The sequence below is a fragment of the Deltaproteobacteria bacterium genome (assembly GCA_016874775.1).
Classification (GTDB): Bacteria; Desulfobacterota; Binatia; order Bin18; family Bin18; genus VGTJ01.
In genome coordinates, this window is the sequence record VGTJ01000018.1 from 1 (window position 1) to 24148 (window position 24148).

The following is a 24148-nucleotide window of genomic DNA, read 5'->3' on the forward strand; positions in this document are numbered from 1 at the left end:
AAGGCCTACAGGTCTCCGACGATGAGTTTCAAGCGCTCAATATCAAACCCGGTAAGTTTCATGGCGATTGGAACTATACGCTTCTTCCTCGCTCTTAATCGGTAACTTAATTCTTGCCCATGCCTTAGGCTACGGCGCGTTACTTTTGTCTTTGCCTGTGGCCTGCAGCCTCTAGCCTCTAGCCTTGTTTCGTATCGGCTCCTCCGCCTGCGTATACTGCGCCACTCAGCGTACTCACTGTCGGAAGTGTATAGATGACGAACACTCGTCGTATAACCGATAGCGCAGCCGTAGAAGATGAGATCATTCCTACGAGGACAAAGGTACAACAGAACTGATTGTCGTGAGAGAGGGAAGGGAGCATACCAATAGGAATCCATGCCCATCCTCCGCTGAGGAGCACGGTGACAGCGACCTGCCAGTTGCTCCATTGCTCTGCCGTGTAGCGGGATGGGGAAAGGTCATACGCACGGATTAGTACGAGGCGTATCGAGGTGCTAAGAAGCATGACCGCAAGCCATATGAGGAGGGATCTATGTGAAAGTTCCTTCCAGACCAACGCTGTCAGGGCAAGTGAAGTGAGCGGAATGGGGACAGTTGTGGTCTTGACGTTCGAATAGAGAATCCGCACTTGCTCCGCGAGAACAAAAGTATCACGAGCTTCTGTATGAGATTCCATCGCTCTGAGAACAATCCCTTAGGTAAAGTAATGATGACAGCAACTCGCCCTGTACCTTGTAAAATGGCACAGCGCGTGTAACCGAAAGGCAAAACGTCGGAAGAAGAAGTGATGGAAGAGGAGTCCGGTTTTTCCTTGCCTATATTATCGTTACCACCCGAGGTGACTTTAAGCGCAGTAAGGAAAGAACCACAGCGATCGCACAGACAAAGGCGGCAAGAAGAAAAACGTCTTGAAATGCGGGTATGAAACTCTGTGCGTTGTCGAGTGTGGGCAGACGCAGCTGCTCAGCATGGAACGCCCGACGACTGGCAAACATCATACTCGCGCCGGTGACACCGAGGACCACTCCCAGCGTGCGCATCATTTGCGTCATACTTCCAGCCACCCCTTGCTGTTCGCGGGGAATGGCGCCCATGACGAAATTCATGTTCGGAGCTTGAAAAAGACCGAGACCAATCCCTACGAGTCCTAAGGCGACGACGACCATCAGCGTATGCGAATTGGCATCAAGCTGGGCAATACTCCACAACCCAAGTGCTTCTACACCTAAGCCGAGACTACTTAGCCGTGCGGTACCCAAGCGGTCTGACAGTTTTCCTGCCAATGGTGCAACAAGTGCCGTTGCCGCTGGACTCATAGTGAGTAACAACCCTCCACTCTTAGCGGTGTACCCCAACCCATTGACGATGTAATAGGGAACTAACAACCAGATTGCGAACATTGAGCAGTTGGCCAAGACATTGAGCACGTTGGCGACGACGAATGCGGGACGACGAAACAGCTTGAGATCGACCACGGGTGCAGGTGTTCGTGCCTCAAAGAGGAGGAATACGACCAGACATAAGGCCGCACCGATGAACACTGTGACGACGAGCGGAGAGAGCCAACCGAGATCACGTCCGCGACTGATTGCCAGGAGGAATCCCGCAACACTGCCAGCCAGAGTCATTGCTCCTATCCAGTCAAACGGTTGGCTGTCTTGACGTATTGGTTGAAGAGCAATGCGGCTAAACGCGAGAGCTGCTAAGAGAATAGCTGGCAGTAGGCGAAAGAGGTACACTGCGCGCCAGCCGAAAGTATCGACGAGTATCCCACCGAGTAAGGGGCCTAACGCAAAACCTACCGCCGCACTCATCTGAAAAATGCCAAGCGCCTGTCCTCGGGTTTCTGCTGGGGTTGTCAGGGTTACGAGCGCTGGTGCAGCGGCCAGTACCAGCGCGATACCAACTCCCTGCAGGACACGGGCGGCTAGAAAGAGCGAAAAAGTCGGCGCAATACCGCACAGCAAAAAGGCAAGCGCGCTCAGAACGAGGCCCCACGTGAGCAGGCGTTGATGACCCCAGAGATCCGCAAGTCGCCCACAGCCGAGCAATAAGCTGGCGTAGGTCAGGACATAACTAATGACAATCCACTGCATGGACGGTACATCAAGAGAAAAGGCTGCAGCGATGGCTGGGAATGCGATGTTGACCGAAGAATCGAGAGACGATAACAGAGCGCTCAAGCTGGCCAGAAGGAGCACCAGACGTGGCGTCAAAGTACGAGGGGGCGTTGTGTCGATGAGTTCCACCTTGCTAAGCTGCGCATCACAACAAGAAATTTTCGCATCTAATTCAGAAGTTCGTTCATCTGTCAATCGACGGTGGAGGATGGGGAGGAAACAGGTATTTGTATGACGCAGGCACAATCGTTACGGGCGATGTTATCTGAAGACCGGTTGCTGATGGCTGCAGGGGCGTATGATGTCATCTCAGCCCGCTTAGTAGAAGAAGCCGGGTTCCCACTAGTGTACTACTCAGGGGGGGTGTCGGCTGGGGTGCTCGGCTATCCTGACTTTGGTCTGCGGAGCCTCACTGAGATGGTGATCCAACTCAAAGGTGTGTGTCGCGCCGTGAGTGTGCCCGTGATTGCTGACGCTGAAGCTGGTTTTGGCTCGGTCCTGAATGTTGTCCATATGGTGCAAGAATATGAGCGCAGTGGGGTTGCAGGATTGCATATTGAAGACCAAGACTCCCCGCGTCGCTGCGGTCACCTGGGTGGCAAGGTGTTGGTCTCGGCGAAAGAACATGCCGCAAAGATTCGTGCGGCGACAGACAATCGCACGCAGTCGGATACGGTGATCATTGCGCGCATTGATGCCATTGCGGTGCATGGGGTCGATGATGCGATCGCGCGAGGAGAAGCCTATCGTGAGGCTGGTGCCGACATGCTCTTTTTCGAAGCGTTTGAAACCGTCAAACAAATGGAAAAGATTTGTCAGCGCTTCTCAAAGACGCCACTCGTTGTGAATATGGTCGAAGGGGGAAAGACGCCATTCTTGCCCGCACAAGATTTGCTTGAACTGGGGTTTCGTGTCGCCATCTATCCAGTCACGTCGATATTGGCGGCGACCTATCAGATGAAAAAGGTGCTGAAGTCCCTGCGCGAGACCGGGAGCACTCAAGGGAATTGGCACGAAATGTTGTCGTTTAACGAAGTGTTCAATGAGCTCCTCGGGTGGGATCAAGCATTGTCATTTATCGATCATTATAGTGAGAAAAAGGACGAGAACGCGAAACGTAGAGGATAAGTATGCCCTGATTTTCTTGCTATCACGTAACACGTATCACGCATCACGGGTTACGTATTACGTGCTGCGTGTTGCCACGAGCTTTATGAACGTCATCACCAAAGATGTTTTCACCTCCCTCGCTCTCCACGATCAGGTTGCGCGCCTTGGTCAGGTTGATGCCAAGACGCGACAAGATTTGATTTTATCCTCGCGCTATAGCCTTGATCTTGTACGGTTGCTGTCGCCGGAGATGCTCTTCTATACGATTAAAGAGATTGGCTTGGTCGATGCGGTCGGCTTACTCGCGCTGGCTTCCCCGGATCAAGTACGCGACATGATGGATCTCGACTGCTGGCGCAAAGATCATCTCGACGAACAACGCACGCTGACCTGGCTGATGTTGCTCGACGAATCTGGCAGTGGAAAACTCGCTCAGTGGGCGTTGCGTGCGGATGTTGAACTGCTTGTGCTACTCATTCGCCGTCACTTTGAGATTGTGCGGAAAGCCGACATCGAAGAAGACCCGGACTTTAACCAGAGTCTCTATTTCACCTTTGACGATCAGTATTTGCTCCGTTTCATGGGCGATGAAGAACCGATCCTTCACCTCTTGTTAGAGCGTATCCGAGTGCTCGATTACCGGCTGTACACCTACATTCTAGAAAACTGCCTGATGGAACTGGACAGCAGTTTAGAAGAAGGAGCATTTCGTTGGCGCACGGCACGCCTCGCTGATCGTGCGTATCCAGACTATGAAGAAGCGCAGGCGCTCTTCCGTGTTGTTGTGCCAGAGTCGATTGGTCGTGAACGCTTTCCTCGTATTGGCGGGCACCCGCTCCGTTTTGCTGAGGGGGAAGCGCTGATCCCATCTGACCATGCGTTGATGTTGTTGGATGTGGCGAACTCATTTTTCCTCCGTGCCTTAGATCAGCTTTCGCCGGATGTGGTCGAGGCACTGAGCCATGATCTCGCAGTACTGACGAATCAAGTGGTCATTGCTGAAGGAGCTGATCCTGGTGAAGTAAGTGATGTCCGACGATGTGTAGAACTTGCGCACGACTGCTTGAATATTGGGTTAGAATATCTGGCCAAGGGAGATGAGCGGCAAGCCGTATACCTCTTACACGAAACGATGCTGCGCCCTTTCTTTCAAATTGGGCGGAGCGTGACGTTGCGCTTGGGTCAGCAGGCGCGTGAGGTTGCACGTGATCTCCAGCATCGCATCGGTGAACCGTGGGTTGGACTAGTCGATTCGCCGTTTCGTGAAGCGACGGCCGGGGCTCAACGTCGACAGCCACTGTTTTTCCGTGGCCTGGAAACCCCTGGCGAGATTTTGTTTCGACCATTCCGTTCGCTGACCGATGTTGTGCGCGTAGAAGCGTTACTTGCACAGGTTCCCGTGTGGTTTTCGGTTTTTGCTAAACTTGAACTCTTACCCCAAGAGGCTGAATTCGAGCAGGTCTCACTCGCAGTGCTCTGGAACACCATGTTTGCACGCTGGGTCGTTACCCAGAACGTTGATATCAAACCTCTGCGACGCAGAGATCTCAACACGTTACAGAGAAAACTGCGTGGAAGTCAGCTTGATACCCAACGAGTCGCTTTCCAAAGATTTGTTGCCGACCACTGCCAGCTGTCACCGCAAGAATCGCAGGCGTTACATACCTTGGCAGAGCACGCATTGGAAAAACTGCATGAGGCACTGACTGTTGATGCGATGACGATTGAATTGCGCTTCATTGAAGGTTTGTTAATGGAAGAGTAGCCCGTATTGCGTGAGCGTTCGCTTTTGGCAAGAATTTGACTCAGTGAATGAAATCCTCCCTCTCCCTCCTTTGACAAAAGAGGGGAGATGAAGCTCCCTTTGATAATGGGGGCCGCGCCTCGCGCGGAGGGATTTGGGAGCGTTGAGAACGAACAGAAGATATTGGGGTCATAACGTTATGGATAACCTCTGGGATCGTGCTGAAGAATTGCTTGCCGCGGGAAAACCGTTTGTACTAGCCACAATCATTCGCACCCGTGGCTCTGTCCCGCGTGAAGTTGGTGCAAAAATGGTCGTGCCACGTGAAGGGCAGCCATTTGGTACCATTGGCGGTGGCTGTGGCGAGGGTGAAGTTTTGCGCCGCGCCTACCCGCTGTTTGATGAGAACCAACCGCCACGTGTGGTTGAAGTTGACCTTACTGGTGACTTCGATCAAGACGAGATTCAGGTGTGTGGTGGGTTGATGGATGTCGCACTTGATCTCTGGAAACCGGATGAGCACCGGGAGCTCGTACATGCTTTGGCTGAAGCAACACGGGCACGCCGCCCCACCGCTCTAGTGACGGCGATCAATCCGGTGACTGGCCTTCCCGCTGGGGCTAAGAGTTGCTTATCGCTGGGAGCCGAAGGCACTAAACTCACTCCAAGTTTAGAGCTTGATCCGGTGACGATACAGACATTTAGCAGTTCAGTTTCTGCTGGTACTCCGCAACTGTTCTCGGTCTCGCCTCAGGGCGAGGTGATCGAAGATGCCGTTGCCCGCGGAAAGGACTGGCCGCGCGTGTTTGTCGATGTCCAACCTGGACAACAGACTCTGGTGATTGTTGGCGCAGGCCATATTGCCCAGCCGTTGTGTGAAATCGGGCAAATGCTTGGTTTTCGTACGATTGTGATTGATGATCGCCACGCTTTTGCTAATCGGGATCGTTTTCCTCGTGCGACAGATGTTCGCGTTGGACCATTTGTCGAGACGCTCGATAGTCTGGAGGTCAACGAGCATACGTTCGTTGTGGTCGTGACGCGTGGACATGTGTGGGATGAAGCCTCGGTGAAAGCTGTGATTCGCCGGAAGCCAGCATATCTCGGCATGATCGGTAGTAAACGTCGCGCGAAAGCGACCCTCGAACGCCTCATTGAGCAAGGCTACAGTTCCGAAGAACTCAGCCGGGTGCACACACCGATGGGACTAGATATTGCGGCAGCGACGCCAGCAGAGATTGCCGTGGCAATTGCGGCAGAGGTTATTCGCGTTCGTCGTGATGGACCACTTGAGACAATTTCTATCGCCGCTAAGGCGCGACCCAGTGGGGCGGTGAAGTTTGAGGGGTGATGGCAGCTCTTTCTCTCCCCTCTCCCTTGGCGGGAGAGGGCTAGGGTGAGGGTGCTTTCGGCTACGAATCTCCAACATGATCTCCGCAATCCTCCTCGCCGCCGGTGAATCCCGCCGCATGGGGTCAGCCAAGGCGCTGCTGCACTATCAAGGCCAGACTTTCATTTCTCGCATTTGCCATGCCTTTCTCACTGCCGGTGTTGATGAACTCATCGTCGTTCTCGGTGCCCGGGCTGATCAACTCCGTGACGCATTGCCACCGCACCCCAAGCTTCGCACGGTCGTGAATTCACGCTACCAACTTGGTCAGCTCTCTTCACTGATGGTTGGTATCGGTGCGTTATCGCCTGACAGTGAGGCCGCAATCGTCAATCTTGTCGATCACCCGATGATCGAGGCCGACACGGTCCAAGCCCTCATCGCTTCGTTTCGTACTGCGCCGCTACCAATTCTCATTGCTTCATACCAAGGCAAACGTGGTCACCCAGTGTTATTTTCCAGCCAGGTCTATGGGGAAATTCTTGCCGCGCCGCTCGACCAAGGGGCGAAAGTGGTCGTACGCAAAGATCCGACTCGTGTTCGTGAAATTCCGCTCGATGATCCCGGTATTCTCGCCGACATCGATACACCGGCAGATTATGCGCACTACGTCGGTAGCAAGAAATAGCGCCGGTACGTACGCAATTCCTCTCTGCTCCCTTGCCTTTGCCGCGGAAAAAGACCAAGACAGAGGGCTATTCTGCTGCAAAGGAGCTGAGCGTGGGGACTGAACCTGTTGCGTATCGTTGGTGGGTGCTGGCCAATGCGTTTTTGATCTTTGTCATGGCCTTTGGTATGGGCTGGACATATATCGTGATGTTAGTGCAGCAAGTCCTGCAAGACCTCGGGCTGCAAATGTCAGATTGGGGAAGCCTGTGGTCAGCCATTTCTCTCGGCACTGTTTTGTTTGCCATCATCGGCGGGGTCCTTGGTGATCGGTTTGGCATCCGTCTTTCGGTTGGATTAGGTACAACCTTCATGGGACTGTTCTTGTTGCTGCGTGGAACTGCGACGAGTTTCGGTTCGCTGTACCTCTGGATGCTGCTGTTCGGCCTGGCACTTGCTGTGACATTCTCCAATGTTCCCAAAGCGCTAGGCATGTGGTTTCCCCCAGGGGAGTTCGGACTCGCCAACGGTGTCACCCAAGCGGGATATGGCGTTGGCGCAGGACTGGCAACAGTCCTCACGCCATTGATTGTTGAGGCTGTCGGTGGCTGGCGTTCGCTTACTTCTATTTTGGGGGTTGTCACCATTGCACTGGGAGTGCTGTGGCTTCTGACGGTAAAGGATCGGGTGGTGGCGACGGCGCAACTCACTGAGCGAGTTGGTATTGGTGCGTCGATACAGCGGGTTCTGCACGTGCGGGATGTCTGGATCATCGCTGGTTGTTACTTTCTCTTCTTGGGCGGGTATATCGCACTGATTGGTTATGCTCCGACCTATCTGGTGTCTGAGCAAGGGATGACCGCTCCTGCTGCCGGTGTAGTGCTCTCCATCGTCATGTGGGTCTATGTGGCCGGCGCTTTTGTCTTGCCGACGATGTCTGATCGAGTGGGGCTGCGGAAGGCATTTTATGTACCCTGTATGTTTACCACCGGGGTTTTCATTATCGCTGGGGCGTTCCTCGTTGGCACGCCACTGTGGGTCGCTGCGGCAATTTGGGGCTTTGCTGCAGGGGCATCGCCGATCGCATTCGTTGTACCATTGGAAATGGCTGGCGTGGGAACGGCCTTAGCAGGATCAGCCTTAGGGGTAGCCGTCACTGCTGGATACCTTGGTGGGTTTGTTGGTCCGCTGATCTGTGCGCGCCTTGCCGAGGCCTCCCCCGTCGCTGGTTTTGCCTTCGGTGGCGTGTGCTACGCGTTGTCGGCACTGCTGTTCTTATTGATTAAAGAAACTGGCCCGCGTCGCGCTTGACAGCGTCGCGCAAAGTTTGTAATCCTCCTTTCAGAGTCAAAGGACAATTTTACTCCTTTGGGAGACTGGAGTGAGACTCAGCCGCGAAAGTGGATACGGGATTGATGGACTGGTTGCATTGGCGGAACAACCAGCTGGTACGGTATTGCTCCTGACTGAGATTGCGACGGCTCAACAGCTGCCCCAGAGTTTTCTTGCCAAAATTTTTCAGAAACTGGCTCGTCACGGTATTGTGCGGTCGTTCCGCGGTGCGGTCCGTGGGTACGCCTTAGCGCAACGTCCGGAGCATATTTCACTGAAAGCAGTTTTGTTGGCGATTGAGGGACCAGAGTTGTTTGAGCGGTGCGTTCTCTGGAGTGATCGTTGTGCGTCCCGTAACCCGTGTCGATTGCATGCGCAGTGGGTTGAGGTTGTACGGGACGTCCATGAGCCTTTGCTGATGCGAACAACCTTGGCTGATGTCCTGGCGAGTAAACCTCACCAACGCAAACGTCCGCGGCGCAAGCAGGCACTTGGCAAGCGGTGAAGGCAGAAATGCAGGGGTCTGCGAATTCGCGAGTGGGAAGCACGACAAGTCGTGCGGAAAGTGAGCGGTTCTTATGCAACAGCGTGACAACGACAGACATAACGGCAGTGCTCAACGGAACGATATGACGGGGAGTGATAGAGACAGTGCCGAACAACACTCAGTTCTCCTGCAAGAGGAAGTAGAGGAGGCCACTCAGGCTGTTCCTCAGGATGGACTGATCTCAGCGCAGGCGTTGCTGAAGCTGAAGTCCCCACGACCGGTCTTTGATATGCTTCGCGAGAAGGATGTCGATGTCAACAAGATCAAAAGCATACTCAATTACGAAGGAGAACTGGAAAAGCTGCAAATCGAGTTCGTGAAAATGCAGCGCTGGGTACAAGAACAGAGGAAACGAGTGGCGATCATCTTCGAAGGGCGAGACGCAGCGGGAAGGGGGGGAACGATTCGCCGGTTTTCAGAACACCGCAATCCGCGCGCAATGCGTGTCGTCGCACTTCCTGTTCCCACAGAAGAAGAAAAAGGACAGTGGTACTTTCAACGCTATATTAAGCAGCTCCCGAATCGTGGCGAAATCGTCTTTTTCGATCGGAGTTGGTACAATCGCGCGGTTGTAGAACCAGTGAATGGATTTTGCTCGCAAGAGCAATATGAACGTTTCATGCGCCAAGTGCCAGAGTTTGAGCACATGTTGTTTGAAGATGGTGTCCTCCTGATCAAATTGTGGTTTTCTATTTCTAAAGACGAACAAGTGCAGCGCTTCGCGTCGCGTCGTCAGAATCCGCTCAAACAATGGAAGCTGAGTCCGATTGATGGGAGAGCCCAGGACCTCTGGGACGCATATACCCGCTATGAAGAAGTCATGTTCAGTAAAACGCACACGACCTTCAGTCCGTGGATCATTGTCAAGGCGAACAATAAACGCAAAGCACGACTGGAGAGTATGCGCTACGTGCTGTCGACACTGGACTACAATGGCAAGGAGAATACGGGTGTCCCATTGTTCCCCGACCCCAATACGATTACGCGGTTTCAGCGATCGGTGAATAATTTGGATTAACGTGAGATACGGAGTTCCGGTGGCAAACGACAAGAGAAAAATGACTGTGAAAGTGCAGGATCTGATGCAACCAAACGTCGCGGTCCTCCGCGATACCGATACCCTTGATACCGCTGAAGAGCTGATGGCAGTGGGATGGGTGCGCCATTTGCCAGTGGTCGATAGTGAGAACCGACTGGTCGGCATGATCACGCAGCGTGATCTCCTCCGGGCCTCGTTGTCTTCGCGTTCCCAGGCCTCGCCAAAAGAGAAACAACAGTGGCTCGCAGGAATTCAGGTTCGTGATGTGATGACCAAAGAAGTGAAGACCGCGACTCCTGAGACGGAACTGCGTGAGGCCGTCAAGCAGTTTCTCGTGAATAAATTTGGTGGGCTGCCTATCCTTACCGACTCACAATTGGTTGGTATGTTGACTGAAACAGATTTGCTCCAGTACTTGCATACACTCCTCTCTCCCAAACGTGCTCCGCGCGCTTCGACGAAAACGAGAGCAAAGGTCAGTTCAGATTCCGGGAATACCCTTCAGTAGACCGGGGTCAGGTCGGAGGCCGTTCCCGGTTCCCGCACACGTAAAACGTAAGAAGCTGTTGATCAATTCCGCAGAGCCAGTGCAAAAAACGGAACCGTGCTTCGACAGGCTCAGCACGAACCGGGGATCTCTACTCTGCGCGGGTAGGAAGTGCGGTTTTGTCATGCTGAGCAAAGCGAAGCATCTCTCCCCCGCTCCCGCTGAGAGATTCTTCACTCCGCGGTGCTCCGGTCAGAATGACACTCGCCCTCGCCGCGGAGCAAAAAGCGCAACTCGTGCCCGCGCGCAGTATCATATCTTTTTCAGTTCTGTTTCTGTTAACCCTGCGCTTGTCGAAAGGTTTTTCAACAGCTTCTAAAGGAAGAGGGGGGGGAGGGTACGCGTTATGTATTACGTTCTCAGGGTAGGCCGGAACCGCTTCCCGTATTCCGGCCCACTTTCTGTGTCCCTCCATAGAAACCGCATTGGGTACAACCCCCGTCGTCATTGACACTAGGGCGTACGTGCGACTAGAAACGAAAGGTACGTACCATCTACCCAAAGGAGGGACATGCCGTGGTGTATGAAATGCGAGTGTATACGTTGCAGCCGGGAAAGGTGCCGGAGTTTCAAGCGCTGATCGAAAAAGAAGCACTACCGGTGATTAGTAAATACTCCAAACTCGTCGGTTGGTGGTCGACCGAAGTAGGGCCACTCAACGAGGTCGTGCACATCTGGGCGTATGAGGATCTTGCCCATCGGACGCGTGCGCGTGAAGCCCAAGGCGCTGATCCACAACTGCAAGCCTTTCGCCCCAAAGCGCAAGCGATGATTGTCAGTCAGTATAATAAGATCATGACGCCTGCGAGTTTTTCGCCGTTGAAATAAAATCTGCTGCCGCAACCTTAAAAATGGAGAAGTAGAGAAGACGCTGGAGATTGTCATTCTGAGCCACAGCAGAGCGAAAGGGTGACATTTCCGGTGCGTCTTTTGCTCGTGGCCTGACTCCGGAAGGTACCCTATGCTCAGCCCCTATCGTGTCCTTGATTTGACAACCGAACGTGGCCTGTTGTGTGGCCAAATCCTCGGTGACCTTGGCGCTGATGTCATACAAATCGAGCCACCTGGTGGTTCTCCGGCTCGTCATCTCGCGCCATTTTTTCATGATGTGCCCCATCCCGACCGTTCGCTGTATTGGTGGGCCTTTAATCGCAATAAACGCAGTATCACGCTCAACCTTGAACATGCCGATGGTCAAGCGATCGTCCAACGCCTGGCAAAAATTTCACACTTTGTTATTGAATCAGACAATCCCGGCATCCTGGCTCAACGGGGCTGTGGATATCAGGACCTTGCCAAGATCAATCCAGCGCTGGTGTATGTATCGATTACGCCGTTTGGACAGGACGGACCGAAGGTAGGGTATGCGGATAGTGACTTGGTGATTTTGGCTGCTGGTGGACCACTCGTGCTGACCGGAGATGAAGATCGTGCGCCAGTCCGTGTGAGTGTCCCGCAAGCCTACTTACATGCGAGTGGACAAGCTGCAGCCGCGGCTCTGATTGCTCATCACGAACGTCGCCGCTCGGGACTCGGGCAACACGTTGACGTCTCGGCGCAACAGGCTGTGGCACAAGCAACTCAGTCGGGCTTGTTAGCTGGACCGTTAGGAGAGCGTGACTTTCAGCGCCTGGCTGGGGGAGCCAAGATGGGACCGGTCAATGTCCGCCTGGTATGGCCTGCAAAGGATGGCTATGTCTCGATTGGTTTTCTCTTTGGCTCAGCGATAGGCCATTTCACCAAGAGACTGATGCAGTGGGTGTGGGAAGAAGGCTTCTGTGACGAGGCGACGCGGGACAAAGACTGGGTCGCGTTTGGCGCCATCTTTCTCGGTGATCCAGAGGCACTCAAAGAATATGATCGGCTTGTCGGCATTGTTGAACGGTTTAGTGCGAGCAAAACCAAAGACGAACTCTTACAAGAAGCCCTTAAACGAGCGCTCTTGATTGCGCCGGTGCAAACAACCGCCGAGGTGTTAGAAAGTAAACAACTTGCCGCCCGTGAGTACTGGCAAGACCTCGAACACCCAGAGTTAGGTCAGACGGTGAAGTATCCGGGCCCGTTTGCCAAGTTTAGCGCCGCGCCGCTACGCTATCGGCGTCGCCCACCAACAACTGGTGAACATAACCGCGAGATCTATTGTGGTGAATTGGGATTTACGGAGCAGCAGGTCGCTGACTTGCTGCATAGCGGGGTGATCTAAGCCTAGCAATCAAGACGCAAATTTTAGGAGCTGCCATTCTGAGGAGCGGAGCGACGAAGAACCTCGGTGGAGCGAGGAGAAGAGATTCTTTGCAACGCGCAGAATGACATATCCGTCCGGTTCTCGCAGTAAGTGTATGAAGGTTCTGTGTCCTACATTGGTCATAGTGTGAGGAATCTATGTCAAACCAACCTCTAGCAGATGTCAAAGTGCTTGATTTCATGTGGGCGATTGCCGGGCCAGGCTCGACACGCATGTTGGCCGACTATGGCGCGACGGTGGTCCGCGTTGAATCGACACACCGCTTCGATGCGACACGGACAGTGGGGCCGTTCATTAAAGGTAAACCTGGAGCAGAAAACTCCGGCTTGTTCTTCAACATGAACGTCGGCAAACGCATGCTCACCCTTGATCTGTCGAAAGAAGAAGCTCGCGCTGTGGTGCTTGATCTGGTGCGTTGGGCTGATGTTGTCACTGAGTCGTTCTCACCGAAAGCCATGCGCGCGTGGGGCTTTGATTACGAGTCGTTGCGTAAGGTGAAGCCAAACATCATCATGCTCAGCAGGTGTCTGATGGGACAAACTGGGCCGATGGCGCAATATGCAGGATTTGGCAACCTGGCTGCAGCGATTGCTGGCTTCACCAACATCGCTGGCTGGTCAGATGCCCTCCGGCTGGGCCGTTCGGTGCGTACACCGACTACATTGCGCCGTGGTTTAATGCCGCGGCAATTTTAGCCGCACTTGAATATCGTGATCGCACTGGCTTAGGCCAGCATATCGATCTCTCCCAAGCTGAAGCCTCGATGCATTTTCTTAGCCCTGCGTTGCTCGATATGGCGGTCAACGATCGTGTTCAACAGCGTACGGGCAATCGCGATATCAATCATGCACCGCATGGGGTCTATCCCGCTGCCGGGGTCGATCGCTGGATTGCCATTGCTGTGACCACTGACGAACAGTGGCAATGGTTGTGTGAGGTGATGGGCCAACCGGCATTAGCAAATGACTCTCGTTTTGTCACACGTACGGCACGATTGACCAGGCAAGATGAACTCGATGCGCTGCTCAGCGCCTGGACAAAAGATAAGGATACATTTCGGCTAGAACAGCAACTGCAAAGCCGCGGTGTTCCGGCCACTGCTATACGCTCGATGAAGGAATTGTACGACGATCCTCAACTCCAGCATCGTGGACATTTTGTGCAGCTTGCGCATCCTAAGTACGAATCGACGACGGTCGAAGGTTCACGCTTCCGTCTGTAGCGCACTCCCGCACATATCACTGGAAGTGCGGCGACCATCGGGCGTGACAACCAGTACGTGCTGGAAACGCTGCTTGGTTACAGTGCAGAGCGGATTACGGAGTTAGTCGCGGCGGGAGTGTTGGAATGAAAACGCCAAAAAGTAGTCAGCATTCAGCATTCAGTAGGTGAAGGATGACACGGAGAATCGGAGAAAGGCGAGAGGCCGTGTCATTGCTGGACAAGCCAGCAGTGCGAGCGGTCCGCACGGCTAGCAAGCTAAACTGGACTACAGAGCATTCGTACACTTGACGCTAAGACGTTTCGCTTCTGTCATTCTGAGCGGAGCGAAGCATCTCTCTGCGAGACCCTTCGTTGCACTCAGGGTGACAGCTCAGGTGTACGAATCTTTCCTGGTTCGATTTAGCCGTGGCGCATCAAGGTTGCGCGTCTGCCTTATTTTTTTGCCCACAAATCAGCGTACCCTTTAATCTCGATGCCTTGTACTTCAGGGGTCATAAGCAGTGGTTCTTCGGTGTCGAGGTTGATCGCTACGAATTCTAACCGTGCATCTTTCTTCCAGTTCTTGACGCTGTTTTCCCATACGCCAGGTTGTGGGCCGTGATGGAGTCCTTGCGGGTTCAGGGACATCACACCGAAAGGCGTCGTGCCACTGCGACGGCTCAAGGTAAACTCGCCACTGTGCACAAAGAAGACCTCATCGTAATCGATGTTCCGGTGGTACCACGGCACGCGTAACGCCTTGGGGTCACCTTCCAGCGGTCGCGGGGCGAAAGTACAGATCACAAATCCTGGTGCCTCAAACGTGCCGTGCGCGCTCGGTGGCAGGTGGACGCCGTCACTCATGAGCGGACGAAAATCTTTCACATTCAGTTTGAACACTGAGTGTGTTCCTTTCCAGCCGACGACATCAAGCGGACAGAAATCATAGAATACCGAGGTGTACTCACCACGCCGACGCACGCGCAGTTCCCACTCATGGCGCTGTTCCGTTACCACGCCAGGTTCCGGTGTTTCGATGACATCATAATCAAACGGTGCATAGTGGCCAACGCCAGACCGTTCGGGAAAACGAATGGGCCCACGTGATTGCATGACGAGAGAAAAGTTGTCGCGCGTCTCGGGAACGATGCGATAGTTGGTCCCTTTCGGGATGACTATGTAGTCACCGTCTGTATAGGACAGCGGTCCGAAGTCGCTTTGCAGTACGCCACGGCCCTTGTGAATGAAGTGGACTTCATCACCATCGCCATTGCGGAAACAAAACGGCATAGGCTCTGTGCGACGTGAGATGGAGAGGGCAACATCATTATTGTACAGCACTTTCGTGGGCTCGCCGCGCGGGTCATCGAGGTCACTGGGTTTGAGGTCGTAGGTATTGAACGCCCGTGGCTGCAGGGGGCCTTCAATACGTTTCCAATCTGTTGGTGGATGGGTGTGATAGAACTGCGTCGCCGGGCCAAAAAATCCCTGTCGGCCATGTTCTTCTTCATACAGCCCTTCGGGAATGGCGACGTGGGCTTGTTTTGGAACCGTGCCTTTGGAGTATTGAATCTTCACGATACGCCTCCTTTCAGTCGGCAATGAAAAATTAAAAATGGAGAATTAAAAATTGAAGGCAGCCTCTCTATATGCAGGGTTCTGTTTTTATCTTCTCAATTCTTCATTTTTAATTTTGAATTTTTCATTGGAATTTAGGAAGTACATACTTCGCAAATCGATCCAACGAGGCCAGGATCTTGCCGTGACCGAGCCCACCGAAATTTACTAACAAGCTCACGTTGGTCACGCCGACGGTGAGCACTTGTTTGATACGCTCGACACACTGGTCGGGATCGCCAAAGATGACGCGATTGGGATACAGATAGTTATCAAAGTCCATCATTTTGAAGGCGCCTTTGAGGTCTTGGTAAATGGTGTACTGATCGGAATAGGCGGACTCTTGGTTGGCATCAGCGACCGAATTGACATACCGCATCATCGCTTCGCGTGGTTCTTCTTTGGCTTTCTCTGGAGTCTCTCCACAGTAAAAGTGATAGACCCCGAGGACCTCGGCTGGCGTTTTGTAACCGTGGGCTTTGCGGGTGTCGTTAAAAAGATTGATCTTGCTCCTCAAGAATTCTGGGTTCGCCGCAGCATACGGGACGGTCATGAGATTGTGGCCCATCTTGCCGGTCCACTGGAAGGATTCGTCGGTGAAGATACAGGCCACGTAAATCGGCGGCAGTTTTTGCACCGGTTTCGGGACCACGCGCAGATTGTGTATCTTGCGGAACTTGCCCTCGTACGAAAAGCGCTCTTCGGTCCAGGCTTTCAAGATGATGTCGTGCGCTTCTTCAAACAGCGTGCGGCTATCGCCCATATTCCGTTCAAACGCGTCATATTCCATTTTCTGAAAACCACGACCAATGCCAAATTCGAGTCGTCCGCCAGAGAGGCAATCGAGCATGGCGTATTCTTCCGCGACGCGCACGGGGTCTTGTAATGGGATGAGGCAGATGCCCGAGCCAATGCGAATCTGTTTGGTGCGCTGGGCAATGGCCGAGCCGAGGACCGGCACCGAAGGAATGTGACCTCCATAATTATGGAAATGATGTTCAGCTGACCACACTGAATGGAAGCCGAGTGCGTCCGCACGGGTGGTCTCGGTCAACATGTCCTGATAAAACTGCGCTTCGCTGGCGTGAAATTCGGGAAAGAAACTCGGCAAATGAAAAAGTGAGAATCGCATGGTGAACTCCTGACATGTGGCGTGTCAAACGTTATGCGTAAGGATGAGGTAGTTACGAATTCCGTTTGACGTTTTATGCTTCTGGTTAGGTATTATGCATTCTGCATTAATGTTTCCATTGCTTCTACCAGCTTATCGATCTCCTCGTCAGTGCCGACCGTGATGCGGAGACAATCCGCTAATTCTGGAACCGAGAAGTACCGAACGAGAATGCCTTGATCCTTTAAGCCGCGATAGATTGGGTCCTGACTACTCCCTTTTTTCCGCGCCAAGATAAAATTGGTATGTGAGTCGTACACCAGATAACCTAGCTTGCGCAATTCGGTGGTGAGACGGGTTCGGGTTGCACGAATTTTCCCGACGTGCTTTTGCATCCAGTGATAATCTTCAAGCGCGGCTGTGGCTGCCACGATACTCAAGCGATTGACGTTGTACGAGTCTTTGACTTTGAGTAATTGCTGCATGAATTCCGGGTGGCCAAAGGCGAGGCCGACACGCATTCCGGCCAGCGAAAATGACTTCGAGAAGGTACGCAGAATCACTACATGGGGATATTTGTGAACGAGCGGTAAGGCGGTTTCCTCAGCAAAGTCGATATAGGCTTCATCGATGACAAGAATGCCAGAGACACGCTGAGCGAGGTCTTCAACTTGAGCGTGGGTCGGTAACGTTCCCGACGGCGCATTGGGGTGGCACAGGATCGTGAGCTTTGCGTCAACGTTCGCAAGTTGAGGAGGAAGGGAGAAATCATCGGCAAATGGTACGCGGACAATCTCGCCGTCCTGCATCGTTACCAGGTCATCATACAAACTATAGGTCGGGACTGGATAAGCAACACGATCTCCAGGGCCGACGCAGGTCCGCATTAGCATCGTCAGCAGATCATCCGAACCGTTGCCAACGAGGATCTGCTCCCGTTTCAAGCCGTAGACTTCGGCAGCCTTATCGCGCAAACGATTGGCGACCGGATCGGGATACAAGCGGAGATCCTCGCCGATAGCGTGTTGCAACGCTTCTAGCACCCGAGGAGAGGCCGGGTACGGATTCTCATTTGAATTCAACTTGATATAGCGTTTGTCCTGGGGTTGCTCTCCTGGGACATACCCATGCATACGCTGGATAGTTGGGCGAACTATGTGATGGCGAGAAAAGGTCACCCTCATACTCCTTGATTTTGCTAGCAAAAACCTTTGCTGTCCCTTCATATAGCCGACTTATGGTCGTGAGAGAAGCGTGAAGGCGCCGATTTTTCCTCAGGAAATCCGCTGAAGAGTTGCAGTGTTTGCCAGCTTTTGTTACTCAGGAACTATAGACTTCTAGCAAAATGACGATATTTGCTCGAAAGACGCCCGGATGCGTGGGTTTGGGTAGTGCAGAGGGACAGAGACTGTCGACATCGCAGGAGGGATAATGAGTAGAGCCGGAGCCTGGGTAAGTAGGGTCTTTTTGGTTGTTTTATGGGCATTTGCTCTTAATGTCGAGTACGCGCGAGGAGAGGAAAAAGAACCCTCTCATAGCTATTTCCCAATTCCCAAGTCCATTCGTCCACAAGTTGATTTCTGGAAAAAGATCTTTGCGGTCTATTCCCGCTATCAAGTCGTCATTCACGACACCGAGACCATGCAAATTTATCGTGTCCTGGATTTCCGTCGTCTGCGCGACGATGAGGAACTGGACGAAGCGACGGTCAACCAGATCCGGCAGGATCAAACGAAGCTCGAAATGGCGCAGATTCGTTCCGTACTGACGAAGTTGCAAGGTTGTGTGGACGGACTGGAGAGCTGCGACAATCTTGACCCAGAAGAGAAGAAGATCTGGAATCTCTTTAAGGGGAATACTGATGTCGATCGTTTCCGGGCTGCTGCTGGAGAGGATCGATTACGTACTCAGACTGGCGTGCGTGAACGTTTCCGTGAGGGAGTGCAGAACTCCCGGCGCTATCTCAAGGCGATGGAAGAGATTTTCCAACGCGAAGGAGTGCCAGTCGAGTTAACCCGTCTTCCCCTCGTGGAATCCAGCTTCAATCTGAAGGCAACCTCAAAAGTCGGTGCGGCTGGAATCTGGCAGTTTATGCCTTCAACCGGTCGTCTCTATGACATGCAGGTCAGCAGCGCAATTGATGAACGTCGCGATCCACTTATTGCGACCGAAGCCGCTGCTCGTTTCCTCAAGTCGAACTATGAGAGACTTGGCGCTTGGCCATTAGCCATTACCGCATACAATCATGGGCCTGGTGGTGTTGCCACAGCGATCAATACCGTGGGGTCGCGTGATATCGGTGATATTGTCCGCCTCTATCGCGGCAAGAACTTTGGCTTCGCCTCGCGGAACTTCTATACTGAGTTTCTTGCGGCGCTCGATGTCGAGCGCAATCACAAGAAACACTTCGGTGCTCTCGAGATGGATGCACCGCTTGCATATGATGAGATTTCTCTTGAGTCTCCACTGTCTCTCAGCCGGGTGGCTGAATTTGTTGGTGTAGAGAGTGACGAGATACGTAACCTCAATCCGGCGTTAGGGAGTCCGATTCGTGAGGGTTCTTCGCCGATTCCTCGTGGGTATCAGCTGCGGCTGCCTTCAGGGACGTACACGACGTTCCAGCAACGCTATTCGGCGTGGCAGGATGAAGAACAAGCACGGATCGCTGCTGCTGAGCGTGCTCGACAAGAACGCGTCGAAGCGGCGCGACGTGCCCAAGAAGAACGCCGGGCCGCGTGGCGTGCGAAACGTTCCACACTGGTGCGTGCAACCGTCAGCAAAAGCCGGAGACGTGGCGGATGACCTGGAAGACGCACGTCAGTCTGCTCCAAGGCGATATTACTGACGCAGACGTTGATGCGATCGTCAATGCGGCGAACACTGAGTTGCAACTTGGTGCCGGAGTAGCCGGTGCCATCCGACGCAAAGGCGGGCCCACCATTCAGCACGCATGTGATGCGCATGGGCCAGTCCCATTAGGTGAAGCCGCGCTCACGAACGGTGGCAATCTCACAGCCCGTTATGTCATCCATGCCGCCAGCATGCATCTTGGTGGCCTCACGAGCGAAGACAGCCTTCGGGCGGCGACCATGAACAGCCTGAAACGTGCGACTGAGAAACAACTGACCTCGATTGCCTTTCCGGCAGTCGGCACAGGGATCGCTGGATTTCCGCTCGCTCGTTGCGCAACTATCATGCTCGAAGAAGTGCGCAAGCACTTGAGCACGCAGACTTCGCTGCAGCACATGCTGTTCGTTTTATTTGACGCCGCGGCGCTCCGTGTTTTTCAGCAGACGTTGGCGACTATGCCAGACGGTGAGAGCAACTACATCGGATAGATTGAGGATACAGCTCACCGCACAACGAGTTGCGTTGGAGCTGCAGGGGGAGCCGGTAGAGAACTCGGGACTCCTGGTGCCTTGAATCCCGCGAGTACTCGCCAGCCTGGGTTTGTGGTGCTTCCATCTCGCTCATAGGCTCCAACATCTGACGGAGTAGTACGTGGCCTTGCATTAAAGTCCGTCGGCGGACTCACACTTGCCTCAGCTTTGTTGAGTAACGGCGAATTGGCCGTCGGCCAGAAATCGAACCCTCCAGGGTTCACAAACGCTGCTGAGGCTGTGCCACCAGCAAAGAACCGCACGTTGTCGATTGTTGCTCCACTGAGGCTTCCGTCGAGATAATTCGCACGAACTGTGAGTCCTGCACCGCCGATGCCGACCGCGCTGACTGCTGTGGTGCCAGCACAATAGAAGGCATTGTTGGCGAGAATTCCGTTGCTGACCGTGCCCCAACGTAACAACGTACACGCAGAGCCTCCATAGACTGTGTTATTGACAATCGTCAGGTTGCGCATCTGCGCGACTGCTTGGTGAGGGTATGTCGCAATACCCGTATCAGAGTTGACGACAATATTATTGCGCACGATGGCATCAGAGACCGCATAAATACCTTCTCCGCAATTCCATACCGTGTTCCCTTCGACGATATTGGCCGAGGTACCGCCGCCATAGACAAAAATGCACGGATAGCGAACGCCACTGGTTGTGTCATGGATCACGTTGTCGCGGATGATATTGCCGGATGAACCGACTTTGACTTCGATACCGTCGTTCCCCCCGCTGCTCGTGGCGCGCAGATGATGGATGTAGTTGCCTTCAATAAGGCTGTTGGTGACGCGGCAGGAGCCATCGTGGCATCCCAGGTAGATCCCTTCGCCTTCGGTCTCGCGAGTAGTGTTCAAGCCAGTATGATGAATGTGATTGCGGCGGAAGATCAGTCCGTCCGCATTACCGGTATTGGCACGAAGGCCGTTATTCAAGGTTTCAAAGATCTCGCAGTCTTCGATCGTGATATGGTGGCTACTGATGAGGCGGACTCCACCATCACCGCCGCGAAACCGCAATCCACGGATGATCAGATATGAGGAGTTGGCAATATCGATATTGTTCTGGAGTTGACTCGCCGCGGTCGAGCGGGTGATTACCGGCTTCTCTCCAGTTGCTGCACGAATGATGATGGGCTGTGTCGCTGTGCCATTGACCGTGATGGCGCGGTAGCAGTCTTGGGAATAGGTTCCTCCGCGTAACACCAGTTCGTCCCCCGGCTTCAGCGTATTCGCGACAGTTTCAAACTGCTCGTTACAAGAGAACGTTGCTGGTGGAAAGATTTCTATGACAGCGGCATATCCTGGCTGCGGATATAAGAGCCAGCCACCTGAAAGGCCTATGGCAAGTTGAACGAGGAGAGGCGCAAGATAACGCAACCGAGGCAAGGGGTGACGACGTTGTTGGGTCATGCAATTGTGCTCCCTAACGAGACAAAATATGGGGCTGGGATGAGTCATTGTTTGTCGTGTCCACTGTAGCCGGAATTGGGGAGCGAACCTAATGTGGGGAGAAGTCCTGATTAGCGACTTTACAATGAATGGGGATTCTGTTACGGGAATCTCGTCACGTGTGAAAGAAGTATTCACAGAAGTACCCTGAATTATGATACGCACGATCTGGGTGGTAAGTGCGGCCTTCCTGCTTTTTCTCAATCAAGCACAGGCTGATAATCTTAACGCAACGTCTCCCTCTGGTTCACCCCAGAAGCTTGAGCAGGCGCCTCCGCCGACTTCCCCTGCTGATCCTGCCCCATCGCCTGCAGGTCGGTCGATTGGCCAGATTCAAGTCTCGGGGAATGACCGCGTTGAGGAGGAGGCGATTCGCGTCTACATCAAAAGCATGATTGGTGAGCCCTTGAACGAGGAGCAAGTCGATCGCGATATCAAGGCGATCTACAATATGGGCTTCTTCAAAAATGTGGAAGCGCAAGTGACAGAAGACAAAGGACGTACGGTTCTCACCTACTCGGTGAACGAACGCCCGCTGCTCCGTGAGGTACGTATTGAGGGGCAAAAGACACTCTCGAAGACTGAAATCGAAAATAAGCTGAAAGTACATCCGCGGACGATTCTCAACCCTGTCAGAATTCGTCGTGGTGTTGAAGAAGTGAAGAAAGAGTATGAGAAGAAAGGGCATCTGGATGCCGACATCACCTATCGCACTGAGCAACAAGAGTCCGGTGATGTGATTCTTACTTTTACGGTAACTGAGAACGAGCGCATCAAAATCAAAGATCTGCTCTTCGAAGGCAACAAAGCGCTTTCCGCTACGCAACTCAGCGCAATTATTCAGACGAGAAAAAGAAACTTTCTTTCTCGTTTCATGAACACGGGCGTCCTCAATAACGACGCGCTCAAGACCGATGTCGAGCGCGTGACCGCCTTCTATTACGACAATGGCTATATCAACGTACGCGTCGGTGAGCCGAAAGTTGAACGTAAAGAAGACGGTCTGTATGTCACGATTCGTATTGATGAAGGTGAACAATTCTCGGTCGGTGAGATCGGCTTCGTTGGCGAGGTCCCAGGTGGAGAAGATGGGGCAAAACAGCGCATCGCCCTCGAGAAAGGGAAAATGTTCAAAGCCAGTATGTTACGTGATGATGTTTTCCGTCTCACGGGCTATTTTAGTGATCAAGGATTTGCCTTCGTCAACGTTGAGCCTGAAACCAACGTCCGGCCAGAAACGAAGACGGTGGATGTCAATTATCGGGTTGATAAAGGGCCCGAAGTGTATGTCGATCGTGTTGAGATTGCTGGCAATACCAAAACGCGCGACAAAGTGATTCGTCGCGAACTCCGCATTGAAGAGCAAGGGTTGTTCTCCGCTTCTGGCTTACAGATGAGCAAGGAGCGAGTCCAGCGTTTAGGGTTTTTTGAAGATGTGAACGTGGCAACACAGCGTGGGCCGCGCAATGATCTGCTGAACGTCCTGGTCGATGTGAAAGAGGCACAGACCGGTGCCTTTAGCGTTGGCGCAGGATTTAATTCATCCACCAGCATCATCGGGACCGCTCGCATACAGGAGAACAACCTGTTTGGTCGCGGTCAGCAACTCGTGCTCGGTGCGAGCCTTGGGACGCGCTACAAGAACTCCATGCTCAGTTTCTACGATACCTATTTTCTTGATACGCGATTTTCCGTTGGGGCCAGTCTCTTTGATTGGCAATTTGCCTTTGAAGACTTTGATCGGGCTGGGACCGGTGGTGGAGTTCGCCTCTCCTATCCTATCAGTGCGTTAGGCTATACCCGATTGTTCGGATATGGCCTTGAGGATGTCTACCTCGGCGTCAACTACCAGTGGGAACGCGCGCGCATTTCGAATTTCGATCAGATCACGCCGGCGGCAATTCGTGCCGAGCGTGGTACGAAAACAACCGGTTTGATTAGTCCGACGCTGATGCGCAATACCCTGAACAATTTCATGGATCCGACCGGTGGTTCCTATCATAGCCTCTCACTGGGCTTCGCTGGTTTTGGTGGTGGGGTGACCTATCAGAAGGCTGAGCTTGAGGCCCGCTATTTCCTACCTGTATATAATAGCCCCAGGTGGGGCCAGTTTACCTGGATGACTGGTGGATTCTTTGGCTATGGTCTCGGTGATATCGACTTCGTTGAAGAGAGCCATATTGGCACGCAACGCCGACGCATCTTGAAAGATGATATGCCACTGTTCGATCGTTATTTTCCTGGTGGAATCAATTCGATTCGCGGCTTTGGCGAACGTAGCCTTGGGCCACGTGAAGATGTGATTGTCACTGTGACAAGAGCCGATGGAACCCAGAGAAAACGGACGTACCGCCGACCAATCGGTGGCAGTGAACAGATGATTTTCAACAACGAAATCACTTTCCCTATTGTTCAGCAGCTCAACCTCAAAGGAGTTGTCTTTGCGGATATGGGGAACGCGTTTACCCAAAGAAACGGTATCGACTTTAGTGATCTCCGCTATTCGGTGGGAGCGGGTGTTCGCTGGCGCTCTCCGTTTGGGCCCATTCGTATCGAAATGGGTAAAGCCTTGAACCCAAAACGGGATGAACGGACGAGCACGCTGCATTTCTCCTTCGGGAACTTTGGTATTGGACATGGTGGCGGGCGATACTTTGGTGGCGGCTATGGTGGGATGTCTCCATTCTAGTAACACAA

The 24148-nt window shown here is 53.2% G+C and carries 21 protein-coding genes; 15 read left to right on the plus strand and 6 right to left on the minus strand.

Annotated elements, in window-relative coordinates:
- Positions 1 to 178: 178 nt before the first annotated feature.
- Both FJ147_04890 and FJ147_04895 read right to left on the minus strand, forming a co-directional pair.
- Positions 179 to 679 carry a hypothetical protein gene (locus FJ147_04890; GenBank protein ID MBM4255215.1) on the minus strand — a complete coding sequence of 167 codons (501 nt, stop codon included), beginning with the start codon at positions 677 to 679 and terminating at the stop codon, positions 179 to 181.
- Positions 680 to 818: 139 nt separating this feature from the next.
- Entirely contained in the window at positions 819 to 2369 is a 1551-nt protein-coding gene (locus FJ147_04895; GenBank protein MBM4255216.1) for an MFS transporter, read from the minus strand.
- Between FJ147_04895 and FJ147_04900 the strand changes: the two genes are divergently transcribed.
- From FJ147_04900 to FJ147_04955, 12 genes are all read left to right on the plus strand, one after another.
- Positions 2355 to 3251 (plus strand): isocitrate lyase/PEP mutase family protein, encoded by an 897-nt coding sequence (locus FJ147_04900; protein ID MBM4255217.1) that lies wholly within the window; start codon positions 2355 to 2357, stop codon positions 3249 to 3251. The two genes, FJ147_04895 and FJ147_04900, sit on opposite strands and share 15 nt — an antisense overlap.
- An 85-nt stretch (positions 3252 to 3336) precedes the next feature.
- On the plus strand, positions 3337 to 4998 hold the full coding sequence (locus tag FJ147_04905; GenBank protein ID MBM4255218.1) for a hypothetical protein: 1662 nt from the start codon (positions 3337 to 3339) through the stop codon (positions 4996 to 4998).
- A gap of 178 nt (positions 4999 to 5176) precedes the next feature.
- Positions 5177 to 6328, plus strand: a complete 1152-nt coding sequence (locus FJ147_04910; protein MBM4255219.1) for a hypothetical protein — start codon at positions 5177 to 5179, stop codon at positions 6326 to 6328.
- 76 nt (positions 6329 to 6404) lie between these two features.
- On the plus strand, positions 6405 to 6995 hold the full coding sequence (locus FJ147_04915; GenBank protein ID MBM4255220.1) for a nucleotidyltransferase family protein: 591 nt from the start codon (positions 6405 to 6407) through the stop codon (positions 6993 to 6995).
- Between the two features lie 92 nt (positions 6996 to 7087).
- The gene (locus tag FJ147_04920; GenBank protein ID MBM4255221.1) at positions 7088 to 8284 is read left to right on the plus strand and encodes an MFS transporter; all 1197 of its coding nucleotides are present in this window, start codon (positions 7088 to 7090) and stop codon (positions 8282 to 8284) included.
- Between the two features lie 46 nt (positions 8285 to 8330).
- Positions 8331 to 8810: an Rrf2 family transcriptional regulator gene (locus tag FJ147_04925; GenBank protein MBM4255222.1), complete on the plus strand. Its 480-nt coding sequence runs from the start codon at positions 8331 to 8333 to the stop codon at positions 8808 to 8810.
- A 124-nt stretch (positions 8811 to 8934) separates the two neighbouring features.
- Positions 8935 to 9870, plus strand: a complete 936-nt coding sequence (gene ppk2, locus FJ147_04930; protein MBM4255223.1) for a polyphosphate kinase 2 — start codon at positions 8935 to 8937, stop codon at positions 9868 to 9870.
- Positions 9871 to 9889: 19 nt separating this feature from the next.
- Positions 9890 to 10399 (plus strand): CBS domain-containing protein, encoded by a 510-nt coding sequence (locus FJ147_04935; protein MBM4255224.1) that lies wholly within the window; start codon positions 9890 to 9892, stop codon positions 10397 to 10399.
- Between the two features lie 555 nt (positions 10400 to 10954).
- Positions 10955 to 11266, plus strand: coding sequence for an NIPSNAP family protein (locus FJ147_04940; GenBank protein MBM4255225.1), 312 nt, complete (start codon positions 10955 to 10957; stop codon positions 11264 to 11266).
- A gap of 133 nt (positions 11267 to 11399) precedes the next feature.
- Entirely contained in the window at positions 11400 to 12641 is a 1242-nt protein-coding gene (locus FJ147_04945) for a CoA transferase (protein MBM4255226.1), read from the plus strand.
- A gap of 179 nt (positions 12642 to 12820) precedes the next feature.
- Positions 12821 to 13378, plus strand: a complete 558-nt coding sequence (locus FJ147_04950; protein MBM4255227.1) for a hypothetical protein — start codon at positions 12821 to 12823, stop codon at positions 13376 to 13378.
- Positions 13207 to 13905, plus strand: a complete 699-nt coding sequence (locus FJ147_04955) for a hypothetical protein (protein MBM4255228.1) — start codon at positions 13207 to 13209, stop codon at positions 13903 to 13905. Before FJ147_04950 ends, FJ147_04955 begins: the two co-directional genes overlap by 172 nt.
- Positions 13906 to 14339: 434 nt before the next feature.
- Here the strand turns inward: FJ147_04955 and FJ147_04960 are convergent, their stop codons facing one another.
- The 3 genes from FJ147_04960 to FJ147_04970 all read right to left on the minus strand — a co-directional run bounded on the left by FJ147_04960 (position 14340) and on the right by FJ147_04970 (position 17798).
- The gene (locus FJ147_04960) at positions 14340 to 15458 is read right to left on the minus strand and encodes a homogentisate 1,2-dioxygenase (GenBank protein MBM4255229.1); all 1119 of its coding nucleotides are present in this window, start codon (positions 15456 to 15458) and stop codon (positions 14340 to 14342) included.
- Positions 15459 to 15588: 130 nt separating this feature from the next.
- Positions 15589 to 16635 (minus strand): LLM class flavin-dependent oxidoreductase, encoded by a 1047-nt coding sequence (locus tag FJ147_04965; protein MBM4255230.1) that lies wholly within the window; start codon positions 16633 to 16635, stop codon positions 15589 to 15591.
- Between the two features lie 92 nt (positions 16636 to 16727).
- Positions 16728 to 17798, minus strand: coding sequence for a histidinol-phosphate transaminase (locus FJ147_04970; protein MBM4255231.1), 1071 nt, complete (start codon positions 17796 to 17798; stop codon positions 16728 to 16730).
- A 247-nt stretch (positions 17799 to 18045) separates the two neighbouring features.
- Here FJ147_04970 and FJ147_04975 point away from each other — a divergent pair, with 247 nt between their 5' ends.
- Positions 18046 to 19416, plus strand: a complete 1371-nt coding sequence (locus FJ147_04975; GenBank protein MBM4255232.1) for a lytic transglycosylase domain-containing protein — start codon at positions 18046 to 18048, stop codon at positions 19414 to 19416.
- On the plus strand, positions 19413 to 19952 hold the full coding sequence (locus FJ147_04980) for a macro domain-containing protein (protein MBM4255233.1): 540 nt from the start codon (positions 19413 to 19415) through the stop codon (positions 19950 to 19952). The genes FJ147_04975 and FJ147_04980 overlap by 4 nt, the downstream gene beginning before the upstream one ends.
- Positions 19953 to 19966: 14 nt before the next feature.
- Here FJ147_04980 and FJ147_04985 read toward each other — a convergent pair whose 3' ends face one another.
- Positions 19967 to 21460, minus strand: coding sequence for a hypothetical protein (locus tag FJ147_04985; GenBank protein MBM4255234.1), 1494 nt, complete (start codon positions 21458 to 21460; stop codon positions 19967 to 19969).
- A gap of 145 nt (positions 21461 to 21605) precedes the next feature.
- Between FJ147_04985 and bamA the strand changes: the two genes are divergently transcribed.
- Complete coding sequence (bamA, locus tag FJ147_04990; protein MBM4255235.1) at positions 21606 to 24140, plus strand: outer membrane protein assembly factor BamA; 2535 nt, start codon at positions 21606 to 21608, stop codon at positions 24138 to 24140.
- Positions 24141 to 24148 lie beyond the last annotated feature (8 nt).